The following is a 12,284-nucleotide window of genomic DNA, read 5'->3' as shown; positions in this document are numbered from 1 at the left end:
TCCCAAAATGAAGGCTATATTGCATAAAGCTTTGCTACAGGTGTGATGTTTATGAAATTTAGCATTGTGATCACTACCTATAACCGCGTCAGCTTACTGCGTCGAGCCGTTGATTCTGCCATCAACCAGACAATTCCTTGCGAAGTAATTGTAGCTGATGATTGTTCCACTGATGACACACAAGTCTACGTAGAAAGCTTAGGTGATAGAGTAATTTACCATCGTAATCAGGTAAATCAAGGTCATGCAGCGACGGTAAACGCAGGAGTGAAACAAGCCAGTGGTGACTGGATTAAGTTTTTAGATGATGATGATTATCTAGCTGATAATTGTATCGAAGAGATGGCAAAGGCGATCGCTTTTTGTCCAAGTGCGGTGATTTGCTCTTGTGTTGCGGCTCAGGTGAATGAACATGAAGTAGAACTCAGTCGCACTCCTCAGCTTGGACATGGGTTGGCTTTTTCTGTTCCTCAAGCGGATATTCACTACGGAATGCTGTTGGAATTATTGCCTTTTGGTACACCTGTGCAAGTTGCTTGTAGCCGTGATGCTTTCTGTAAAACAGGTGGTTGGGATTCCCAACTTGATGCGAATTGTGATGATATAGATTCTTGGCTGAGAATTGTCCAATTTGGTGATGCTATTTTTCTGAATCAATGTCTAGCTTATCGCACCATTTGGCCGGGTGCTTATAATCATAAATTCGCCGTATCGAAAAGATTAGATACCAATATTTTAATCAAGGAGAAAATTTATCCTTTAGTTCATAAAAATCATCATAATCATCTTCCTAAGATGGAGGATATCAAAAAATATCTCATATTGCATTGGGCGTTTGTTGCACTCAAGCAGAAAAATTTTGCAGTCTTTCTGAGGATGTTTTATCAATCTGCTTTCTCGCTGATGGTCTGGAAAATTCTCTTAACTATTATTTTCTGCCGCAATTTACATTTTCAAAATAAACTGATCACAAAATCTGTTCTATATTATTAAATAATAGATAATTTCTGGATATAAATACGATTTATCGATTTTTATAGAGACGTTGTATACAACGTCTCTAGCTGAGAATTAACGAACTTTGACTGATGGCAAAATTAATAATACCTGTTCTTCAACTTATCAAACTTGATGAGTATTGTCTTGAGCCATCCGAAATCTAAGATATCGTGCAGCAGCGTGTAAAAACACGGAATAATAAACAGCGTTAATACAGTCGCTAAGGATAAGCCAGAAAACACAACTACGCCCAAGGGTTGTAAAAATTCTGCGCCTTCACCAATTCCCAATGCTAAGGGAAACATCCCTAACACGGTGGTAATGGTGGTCATGAGTACAGGACGTAAACGTTGAGGTGCAGCTTGTAAAATTGCTGTTTTGCGGTCGATGTTGTCTTTTTCTCGAAGTTGGTTAGCTAACTCAACCATGATGATGGCATTGTTCACTACAATACCGACCAGTAACACAGCACCAACTATCACAGTGGCACCAATAGCAGTTTGAGTGATATACAGACCGAAAATTCCCCCAGCTAATGCTAACGGAATGGTAAACATAATTACCAAAGGGTCGATCAGGGAATTGTACTGCACTGCCATGACTACAAATACTAGAAATGTTGCTAATCCACCTAATAGTTGCAGTGAACTTTGGAGTTGTTGATTTGATTCGGCGGCGGCGCTAGGTAAGACACTTACACCTTCTGGTAAATCAAGATTATTAATTACGTTTCTCACCTGTTCTATGGCTTGGCTTAAACTCGCACCTTCGGTTAAATTACCAGCAAAGATAACAACTTGACGCTGGTTGATACGCTGAATTTCTCCGGGTGCTTGCCCTTCCACAATTTTGGCAACATCACTTAAGCGGACTTGGTGATTATTATCAACAAATAACGGTAATCTTTCTAATTGAGATGGGGCTTGCACATCTGTTTCATTTAACTTGACGCGGACATCAACTAAGCGGTTGCCGCGTTGTAATTGGGTAGGAACGCTACCTTCTAGGGCAGTTTGAATTGTATCGCCAATATCTGTAGTGGTTAAACCCAAGGCAGAAACGCGCTCCCAGTCTGGCAGAATTTGAATTTCTGGCTGGCGTTCATCGGCATCGGGACGAAATCTGGCGAGGGTAGCTTGTTCTTCTAAGGCGGCTAAGACTTGACGACCGGCTTGTTGTAAGGTTTCTGGGTCGTTTCCTTGCAAAATTACGTCAACGTCTGCACCACGCACAGGGGAGTTATTGAGAATCAAACCCCGCACTTGTCCGGGTGAAAGGCGCAGGCGAATTCCGGCTAAGTTTAGTTTGTCAAGTTCTTGGGTGACTCGTTCCACATAAGCTTCGACATTTGTACCAGGTTTGAGGGTAATGTTGCTAGTACCGCGTAAAGGGTTGGCGTTGGTGGTGTTGCCAAATAAGGCTCCGCCAGATGTGGAAAAGATATATTCTGTTTCTGGTTGGTTGCGAAGAAGTTCATCTACCGCATTCATGACTTTGATGTTAGTTTCCAAGGGTGTACCCGGAGGAAACTGAGCGTTTAAGTTAGCTTGTCCGGTATTAATTCTGGGGAGGATTTCTTGGGGAATTTGGGGAGCCATCCACAAACTACCGCCACCGAATAAGAGGAGGGCGATCGCAACTGTAACTATCCGCCAGCGTAATATCATACTTAAAAAGCCGCCATATCCTCTGGTGGCAGCATCAAAGCGGCGATTAAATTCTTTGAGCAGCCAAAATTCACTCAAACGGCTCGAAAATTTCCATCCCAGCATTCGAGATGCCATCATCGGCACAACGGTAACGGCAATTAAAATCGAAGCTGCGACGGAAAAGCTAATTGTCAAAATTAATTCATTAAATAGCAGGGCGATAAATCCACCAATCAGCAGAAATGGTAATACTGCGACTAAGTTGGTACTAGTAGAAGCGATTAAGGCTGATTCGACTTCGCGGCTACTTTGTTCTGATTGATTAATTAATTGTTGCTGGTTTAATTTGCTTCGGTTACTTTTGCCTGGTGTCATACCCGCACCTTCGGCAATATTCTCTAACATCACGATGGAATTATCCACCACAATACCCACACCCAAGGCTAAACCACCCAAACTAAAAACGTTGATGGATAAGCCAAACAACCCCATCAAGATAATTGCGGCGAGGGTGGCTAGAGGGATAGCGAGGACAATGATAAAGGTTTGCCGTAGAGAACCTAAAAACAGGAGAACTGCGATCGCTGCCAGCCCTGTCCCAATTAACCCCGAACTTGTAACATTAGAAATAGAATTACGAATAAACTTTGATTCGTCCAAAGTTGCGGTAATTACTGTTCCTTCAGGAATCACGCCAGACTGGCGCAGTTCTTCTAGGCGTTTTTTCACATTATCAACCACGTTGATGGTATTAGCATCTGGTTGTTTTTGAACACTAATTCTGACGGCTGGTTCACCATTCAAAGAAACGAAAACCCTTTGCAATTCTGAGCCGTCTATCACTTCGGCAAAGTCTCGCAGATAAACGCGGCGACGCGGAACTGTTGACTGAGTATTGCTCGTATTAGCCGCAGATACTTCAAAGGATAAATCACGCAATTCTTCTGCACTGCGAAACCTCCCGACAGTCCGAGTTAATGGTTCAGAATTCTGCCCTAAAATACGACCGCCGGAAATATCTTGGTTACGGTCTCTTAATTCATCTAAAACATCGGTTAAACCTACACCCAAGGCTTGTAGGCGGTCTAAATCAATGTTGACTCTGACTTCTTCCGGGACTCCTCCCGAAACATCTACCCCAGCTACCCCAGGAACAACACCCAGTTCACGGGCGAGTTCTTCTTCGGCAAAAACACGTAAATCTACACCTTGTAAAGCAGGTGAAGTTAGTGCCATTTCATAAACAGGTAACTGGGAAGGATCTACTTTGAATATGCGTGGTGATTCTAAGGTATCTGGTAAAGTCCCTCTGGCGCGGTTAAAGGCTGCTGTCGCATCGTTTAAGGCTTGGTCAATATTGCCTCCCGGTTGAAAGTATAAATCTAAACTGATTTGCCCTTCACGGGTTTGGGAAAATACTTGCAATACACCTTCAGTTGCAGAAAAAGCTTCTTCTAAAGGCTTGGTGACTTCATCAATTGCTACTTCTGGGGAAATTCCTGGTGCTTGTATCCGCACCCCAATCCGGGGATAGGTAATTGATGGTAGTAAATCTACGGGCAGCTTAACGATAAAAAAGACACCCATAATAATTACTGCCAAGGTAAGCATGAGCGTACCAATGTGTTGACGTATTGAGATGGCGCTGATACTAAACCCGCCACTTTTCTGGACTCGCTGCATGAATGATTGCACTCCAAATCTAAATTCTTAATTTCTAGTTCTGGGTTGTGTAGAATTTGATTCGTCTGTTTCGGAGAGAATTGAAAGACGGACAGGGTTTCCTGGTTTTAAAGGTCTACCACTGCGAACTACGTAGCGTTCTCCTGGTTTTAAACCTGATAAAATTTCTACTTTGCCATCAGCTTTTTTTCCCAAGGTGACGGTACGCGCTGTTACTTTTGGTTGTCCTGGGGTGTCTGTCAGGACAAATATAGTGCCATCTGTCTGGTTTTCAGCAGGTTGGTTGTCTGTGGCTGGTTTTTGAATGGCGGTTTGCGAAACGACAACTCGCGGTTGGGTTTGGTTTTCAAAGTTAACTCTGGCTAACAGTCCGCTACCAATATTGCCGTTACTGTTGGGAACTTCTACTTCTACGGGGATGAGCCTTGCTGTGGCATCGGCGGTGGGAGATATGCGGATGACTCTACCTGTTAAGCTTCGTTGGGGAAAGGCATCTAACCGTACTTGTACTGATTGCCCTGGTCTAATTTTTGCGAGTTCTAATTCGGAAACTTGGACGACGACTTTGACGCGGCTAAAGTCACCAATTTGGATCACTTCACCGCCTGCTTGCAACAGGTTGCCCGGTTCTGTAACTTTGCTTGTGACTACGCCACTGATGGGGGAAATGAGTCGGGAGTAAGAACGGCGTTCTTTGGCTTGAGCCACCACTGCTTGTTGTGCCAAGACTCTGCCTTGGGCTGCGGCGACGGCTTGTTGTTCTGTGCGGACTTGCTCAGTAGCAGCTCGTAAAGCTTGGGCGGCGGTTTGGGCTTGAGTACCTGCTTGTTCGGCAGTTTGCTCGGCGATCGCACCTTCTCTGTATAATTTTTGTTGTCTTTCGGAGTCGGCTTGTGCCTGCACCATTTGTAACCGCAGTCTTTCTACTTCTGCACGAGCGTTGCTTACCTGGGTTTCGGCTCTGGCTACATCTGATTTTTGGGCGGCGAGTTCGGCTTCGGCTTGTTTTAAATCTGTTAACAGCAAGGCATCATCTAACTGGCCGATGTTCTGCCCCTTGCTAACCCGATCGCCAACATCTACATTTAAGGATAATAACCTAGCTTCTACTTGCGATCGCAGCGATACTATCCGAAAGGGAATGGTTGTACCTGTATATTCTGGCTGTTTTTCCAGTGTATCTGTTCGGGCGATCGCTACATCTACAGGTGTCGCACCACCTTGTTGTCCGCCTCGACGTTGTTGTGACTGTGCTTCGGCTGCTTCTTTCGGTAGGGATGCACAACTAGCTGAAAGTAATCCTGTGGTGAATAAACAAGCAAACAATGATATGAATTTCTTGGTTTTACTGTCAGGAAACATCCGTTTGTTGATTGGGTTTTCTGCGTAAATATTGGCGGTTAAATCTAACTGGCTATTCATCACTGGGATTTGAGCTATGTAGGTTTGCTGTTTCATCGATTTTTGCGGTTGTGGGTGGCAAATGATTGATTTTGCTTATATATAAAGTTTTTCCGAAAATAGCAGCCTTTTATACTCAAGCCATTCTGAATATATGTCTCTAGATAGAAGCATTGATAATAAATTAATGTTGAGACATATCTTTTTGTGTCAATTTTTACTACTTTTACTAAATAAAAGTTTCACAAAAATATCCTCCCTGCTTGTGCAGATGTATAACGGTTTTATCTGCAATAGAATTCAGATAAAGCTATGTTTTCCTCATATCTTGACCATAAGCCTTAGATATGAAGATTTTGACAAATCAAATTTTGTGCTAGTTCTTGCCAGAATTTTGGCATTAGCAATGGTGAAATAACTATATTTAGTTTTACTAAGTATACCTAATATATACTAACAAAGCTGCTAAAAAAGCAATCGGCAAGTCTGAGTATTTATGAGATAGATTAAAAAATCTAAACTGTAATTGTCTTTTGTCACCATGTAGTATATGAACAAACGCTATTTTTTAGGATAGACGAGGACAATAACGAGTGACATCACCGCTAAGACTGACTCAAACCGCTAACGAAGCCGAAATTACAGAATTTTTCCAAAAATCAGCCGGTCAGTGGCGATCAGAAAGACGCTACTATACTCTGCCAGAAGGTGAAACCAAAGAAATGGTGAGTATGATTACCATTCGGTTTTTAGACCAAGGATGCGCTGAATTACAAAAGCTGGCACAACTGCATGAGTTACCTGATACGGTTAGTTTGATTTGTGGTGCAGAAGTAATTTGGAATAGTACAGATAAACTAAAGGGTAGACAAGAATCTCAAGGTTCGACATTATTTGGTGTATTAGGAAATATTTTGTACCGCGATCGCGGTTTTGCCACATCTAAACCCATCACCGCAGAGTATCATTTTCCTAATTCTGAAACTCTGTGCTTGCGAACTGAGTACAATGGCTCAGTGTTTGAGGAAGAATTAAAGTTAATTGGGAATAAATATCGCACCAGACAAACAATCATCTCTCGCTCTGGTGAACAGTTAATGATTGGTCAATATTTAGAAAAGCGAATTGATTAATTCCCAGGGGATAATACAGAGTAGATATCGCAGTCATAAATCATTCGTGAACCAAAAGATACCCGACTTCTTAAAGAAGTCGGGTATCTGAGCCTCTCGATTTTCACAAATCAAATAAGATTGCTATATCTACTCTCTGAACTGGATTAATCTAGAACTTGCCACCAACCGAAGGCGGGGCCGATAAAACGGATAGTTAACCAAGCAGCAACCATTGTACCAATACCAATCCAGGCTCCGCGAGTCGTCCAAGCCACAAATAATTCGGATTGTTTTTTGGTGATGGGAACCCAAGACAATATACGCTCATCTTGACCGTATTGTTCTCCAAGTGTTTCTTTGCGACGTTTTGCTTCACCCATAATCAGTAATTCAAAATTTCAATTAGTGTGTGTTATTGAAAATCTGCGAATAAGCTGATAATAGCGTTTGCTCAGATGCGATCGCTATCCGTTGACAAAATGTAAATAGTTACTTGTCATTTAAGCTGAATCTTCTTCATCTGGGTTAGAAAATAAACTAGGGTCAAGATAGTTGATGCGTGCTAGAGGGCTAAGTGCTGCGAGGATTTGAGAACCATAGCTACGGTTAATCACTCGACTGTCGAGCAATGCTACTACACCTTGATTCTCGCGTACTGGAGCGATCGCGCGTTGTAGTTCATTCAATGCTGCCGGGAGTAAGTATACGCGAAACCAGTCTTGGTGCGATCGCTTGTAATAAGCTACCCTCCCAGCCACCAGGGGATTTTCTAGAGATGGTAGCGGTAAAGTCGCAATAATTAACAAATGTGGCGCTGGTAAAACTTGTTGATGTTCTCGCCAATATTCCCAACCACTAATTAAAATACCATTTTCATCTAAACAGGTTTTTTCTACCTGCACCCGCGAACCAAACTCTGAAGCTAAAATTGCGCCGACTTGCGCCTTGAGGGGGACATCTCCCACCAACACAACAGTCAACCCTGGTGCTGTTGCACTTAAACACAACAAGGTACGGACTTTGTGAATAAAGGCTGGTTGAAATTCTGGTGTATTCGGTAAAGGTAACTGATGGGGGACATACAGTTGAATGGCTTGGGCTTGACTATCGGAGGAGAACTTGAGACAAGTAACATCATCCAAACCCAAACGCTGGCGAAATACAGGCGCTTCGGTTTCTGGTTCTAAAGCACTACCAATTAACACCACTGGCTGTCTTTGCCAAATCGGCGACAGTATTTCAGCTAATTCTATCGGCGTGTAATGCAAAGAAAATAAACCTTGGCGACGGGCGATAGTCGTCCAAAAAAGATGGGGTGGCTGATTTAGTGGTGTATTTTCATGGATGTATTGAAATTGCTGCCAGAAATTTTGCCAAACATCAGGAATAGTTGCTAATTCTAATTCAGCAAACAAATTATGCAGAATTTCTGCTTCTGGCTGGGAAATCAGATAACACTCATAAGGGTTGGCTGGGTGTTGAAATACTTCTTTGGTGAGTTGGGTTCTTGCAGAAAGAATAGCTTCCCTTTGCTGCGGACAAGCTAACATCAATTCTTCCCAGTCTTGGGGTTGCACATCTTGAATGAGTTGATGACGTACCCAATCTTCTAAATCATCAACACCATCAATAATTGTGGGAACACCTGGCAAAAAAGCATCAGAAGAAGTTAATTGCCCTTTTAACCAAGCTTCTGGAGTCGTTAGGAGTAGCCCTTGAAACTCAGAATTCGGCCAAGTATTACCTGTGCGGATGGGCTTCTGCACTTGTAACCACTGTTGTAAGCGGGGAATTTCTACTTGCAACAGACGCTGCTGCACTGTTTCTGGCGCAACAATAATAACAGGGCCGTGCCACATTAATGCTGATGCGACAAAGCTGGTGCGATATCTTCCTTGATAACCACAAGCCGCCCCGACTTGAATTAAAGCACTACGTCCTAGACGCAAGGCGCGGGCTACCAACCTTGCCATCGTCAAATGATGAGGCCAGGAAGGGAACCCCGCCTGCGATCGCAGGAAGTTATGTAGTGATAAATGAACTTCTGCCTCAATCACACGCTTTTAATCCCATACAAAGTGATTTTTCCATTAGCCCCATTTCTCTGATTCATTTATCAGTTATTTAGACTGATAACTTAGACTGTTCACTGTTCACTGATAACTGTTCACTGAATTAAATTATGCCAACGTACACAGGAATTTCCAGCGATGCTTTCCGGCATCCACTTGATCGCCAAGCTGAACAAGCTTTACGAAATTTACCGGGATTTGAGTTAGTTGCCCGTAAATTCATGGAATTTGTCTATGAACGCCCGCAGTTAGTCTATCTAATGGGTAACACCATCCAAGTAGGGCCTAGGCAATATTCCACTATTTACCAGATATTTCGGGAATGTGTGCGGGATTTGGACGTTTACCCAGAACCGACACTGTTTGTCTCACAAGATCCTCAAGCAAATAGCTATGCTTTAGGGCAAGAAAATCCTTTCATTGTCATAAATACAGGCATACTAGACTTGCTGGAAGAAGTCGAAATTAGGGCAGTATTAGCCCATGAACTGGGACATATTAAATGTGGTCATACTATTTTAATTCAAATGGCGATGTGGGCGATGAGTGCTGCTTCTGCCCTGGGTGAATTGACCTTTGGTATTGGTAATTTCGTTACCCAAGCTTTAATCTATGCTTTTTTTGAGTGGCGGCGAAAAGCGGAATTAACAGCAGATCGGGCGGCATTGTTAGTGCTTGATGACTTAAATCCAGTTATGTCTTCGATGATGAAGATATCTGGCGGTAGTAACAAATATGCCCATGAATGTAGTTTACAAGAGTTTATCCGGCAGTCAGAAAATTATCAAGCATTGGATGAAGATGGACTGAATCAAATTTATAAATTCTTGAATTACAATGGCGCTCAGGGCATGATGTTAAGCCATCCCTTTGCTGTAGAACGGATACATTACTTACGGGAGTGGGCAGTATCAGAAGAATATCAGCAAATCCGCCGAGGTAATTATCAGCGATCGCCCTCGGAAGGCGCTGTAAATGTTGCCTCAGAAACTTCCGCAAGCGAAGCCGAAAACTTACGCCGACAAATTGAAGAATTACAACAAGAAATTAACAGAATGAAAAGGTCTCAGTAGTTTATACGGTGGGCATAATTATGCTCACCAAACAATGGTTTATTTTGCTTGATTGTCAATAGCTTAGTTGCATAAAATACATAAAAATCTCTTATGTTAAGTTTGTTTGATTTGTCAACATTATCCTGGTTCAGATCCTCGACTTTTTTGAACAATTGTGTATCTGATTTTTCAATGTAAATTTGAGAAATTATTTTCTGTAGCGTGATTTATCTTTTCAGTTTCCCTAATCTCCGATAATAGTTTTAAGGGATGCTTGGCAGAGATAGATATTCAGTAAATACTTACAGCACTTTTGAAGTAATTGAGGTACACCATGAGTAATAAGTAAGTTGTTGACTCATTACTCATTATTCATTACTCATTACTTTTTGCAATCAGTTGCTGTACCTCATAAACATCGAATCTGCTGTATGTTCTGTATCTTACTGTGCGCCTTCTAGACAGAGGTAGCAAAATCATCTAAGCTACCATCTGGTTGTGAATGTTCCAACAGTTTTGGATTTGAGATTGGTAATTTTAGATTTACAAAGAAGTAGAATCTAAAATTTTTCCAGACGATGCTGGTATCTGAGTTCCAATTCCATCATCTAAAACAGGCAGAGTATGAAATTTCGTTTATGTGTTTCGCACAATGGTAATTAACTTTCCCAAATGGCTGTCTTTGTTAGCTAATATTCTTGTCCTTGTCATCTTGATACCTGGGATGGCGTTAGCTACACCTCTACAAACTCATGCTAACTCTGGCGTAATGATCGCCCAATCTTCCCCAAGGAAAAGCAACTTGATTGCATATTCGGAAGCAGATTTTACACCCCAAGAACGTCAACAATTGCAAGCTTTACGTCAACGGCGCAATAAGGAAATTAATACTATCTTAAATTTATCGCAACGCGAAAAGTTGAAAGAAAAATTGCAAGCTGGTAATACTTTGTATCAAGCTCTAGAGAGTTTAGATTTACTGCCTGATCAGCAAAGTATGATTAAAGCTGTGATTCAGTTGACTAACTTGAAAATGAAGGCAATTTTATCCCGGTATTCCTTAGCAATGGAAAAGTAAGAGATTGTGTTAATTGCTATTTAAATCAAAAGCGATCGCTCTCGGTGTTATGCAGGCGATCGCTTTTTGTCTTAGTAGTTTAACCAATTGGTAATGCTAGTCCGTAGGTTGGGTGGAGCGACAGCGTAACCCAACAATATTGAGTGAGTTATTTAAATGTTGGGTTCCATTTCATTCCACCCAACCTACGCCTATAAGTTCAAAATAAATCTCTTTTCATGAGAACAACATTTCCCAAAATCATTTTTCCAGTTTTTTCACTCGCTCAAGAGCATCTTGATAATCACTCATTTTGTTCTGCTGCGAGTAAAGTTTTGCTGCTTGATTATAGTCAGCTATCGCCCCTTGTTTGTCTCCTAAGTTAGACTTGGCTACCCCGCGATTGTAGTAGGCAAGAGCAAAGTTGGGTTTGAATTGAATGGCTTGATTGTAATCGAATATCGCCCCTTGGTTGTCTCCTAAGTTAGACTTGGCATTCCCGCGATTGTAGTAGGCTTCCGCATAGTCGGGCTTGATGTGAATGGCTCGATTGAAGTCGGATATCGCTCCTTGCTTGTCTCCTAAGTTAGACTTGGCATTCCCGCGATTGTTGTAGGCTTCAGGTAGGTCGGGTTTGAATTGAATGGCTTGATTGTAGTCAAACATCGCCCCTTTGTCATCTCCTAAGTCAGACTTGGCTAACCCACGATTGTTGTAGGCATAAGCATAGTCGGGTTGAATTTGAATGGCTTGATTGTAGTCAGATATCGCCCCTTCCTTGTCTCCTAAGTCATCCTTGACTAACCCACGATTGTTGTAGGCAGCAGCATAGTCGAGTTTGATTTGAATGGTTTGATCGTAGTCAGATATCGCCCCTTCCTTGTCTCCTAAGTCTGACTTGGCTAACCCGCGATTGTAGTAGGCATCAGCATAGTCGGGTTTGATGTGAATGGCTTGATTGTAGTCAGCCATCGCCCCTTGCTTGTCTCCTAAGTTAAACTTGGCTAAACCGCGATTGTTGTAAGCTTCAGCAAGGCCGGGTTTGAGTTGAATGGCTTGATTGTAGTCGGATATCGCCCCTTTGTAATCTCCTAAGTTACACTTTGCTAACCCCTGGTTAAAGTAAGTATCGGCATCAAACAATACCGTAGCCAATTTACGAGGGTTCAACACCTGTAGAAACGGGATGAATACGTCCTAAAGAAGTAAGCTTGGCAAAAATCTGACTTAATAAAATAGGCTCAGGCATTTCA

Annotated in this window: 9 protein-coding genes; 4 read left to right on the top strand and 5 right to left on the bottom strand. The window is 42.2% G+C overall.

Features of this window, described 5'->3' with window-relative positions; genetic code table 11:
* Positions 1–51 precede the first annotated feature (51 nt).
* Positions 52–993, top strand: coding sequence for a glycosyltransferase family 2 protein (locus H6G77_RS15100; protein ID WP_190871977.1), 942 nt, complete (start codon positions 52–54; stop codon positions 991–993).
* 104 nt (positions 994–1,097) lie between these two features.
* Here H6G77_RS15100 and H6G77_RS15095 read toward each other — a convergent pair whose 3' ends face one another.
* Both H6G77_RS15095 and H6G77_RS15090 read right to left on the bottom strand, forming a co-directional pair.
* A complete protein-coding gene (locus H6G77_RS15095) occupies positions 1,098–4,331 on the bottom strand; it encodes an efflux RND transporter permease subunit (RefSeq protein ID WP_190871976.1) in 3,234 nt (1,077 codons plus the stop codon).
* A gap of 27 nt (positions 4,332–4,358) precedes the next feature.
* On the bottom strand, positions 4,359–5,693 hold the full coding sequence (locus H6G77_RS15090; RefSeq protein ID WP_396020676.1) for an efflux RND transporter periplasmic adaptor subunit: 1,335 nt from the start codon (positions 5,691–5,693) through the stop codon (positions 4,359–4,361).
* A gap of 632 nt (positions 5,694–6,325) precedes the next feature.
* Between H6G77_RS15090 and H6G77_RS15085 the strand changes: the two genes are divergently transcribed.
* Positions 6,326–6,865, top strand: coding sequence for a phycobiliprotein lyase (locus H6G77_RS15085; protein ID WP_190871974.1), 540 nt, complete (start codon positions 6,326–6,328; stop codon positions 6,863–6,865).
* Positions 6,866–7,011: 146 nt separating this feature from the next.
* Here the strand turns inward: H6G77_RS15085 and H6G77_RS15080 are convergent, their stop codons facing one another.
* Both H6G77_RS15080 and H6G77_RS15075 read right to left on the bottom strand, forming a co-directional pair.
* A complete protein-coding gene (locus tag H6G77_RS15080) occupies positions 7,012–7,227 on the bottom strand; it encodes a DUF2839 domain-containing protein (protein WP_190871973.1) in 216 nt (71 codons plus the stop codon).
* 120 nt (positions 7,228–7,347) lie between these two features.
* Complete coding sequence (locus H6G77_RS15075) at positions 7,348–8,904, bottom strand: helicase C-terminal domain-containing protein (RefSeq protein ID WP_190871972.1); 1,557 nt, start codon at positions 8,902–8,904, stop codon at positions 7,348–7,350.
* 125 nt (positions 8,905–9,029) lie between these two features.
* On the opposite strand from H6G77_RS15075, the gene H6G77_RS15070 reads away from it, so the two are divergent.
* Together H6G77_RS15070 and H6G77_RS15065 are read left to right on the top strand one after the other, a co-directional pair.
* Entirely contained in the window at positions 9,030–9,992 is a 963-nt protein-coding gene (locus H6G77_RS15070; RefSeq protein ID WP_190589071.1) for a M48 family metallopeptidase, read from the top strand.
* Positions 9,993–10,626: 634 nt separating this feature from the next.
* Entirely contained in the window at positions 10,627–11,052 is a 426-nt protein-coding gene (locus H6G77_RS15065; protein ID WP_190871971.1) for a hypothetical protein, read from the top strand.
* Between the two features lie 240 nt (positions 11,053–11,292).
* Here the strand turns inward: H6G77_RS15065 and H6G77_RS15060 are convergent, their stop codons facing one another.
* Complete coding sequence (locus H6G77_RS15060; protein WP_313954502.1) at positions 11,293–12,204, bottom strand: tetratricopeptide repeat protein; 912 nt, start codon at positions 12,202–12,204, stop codon at positions 11,293–11,295.
* Positions 12,205–12,284 lie beyond the last annotated feature (80 nt).

The organism is Aulosira sp. FACHB-615 (genome assembly GCF_014698045.1).
Classification (GTDB): Bacteria; Cyanobacteriota; Cyanobacteriia; order Cyanobacteriales; family Nostocaceae; genus Nostoc_B.
This window is presented reverse-complemented; position numbering and strand designations above follow the sequence as displayed.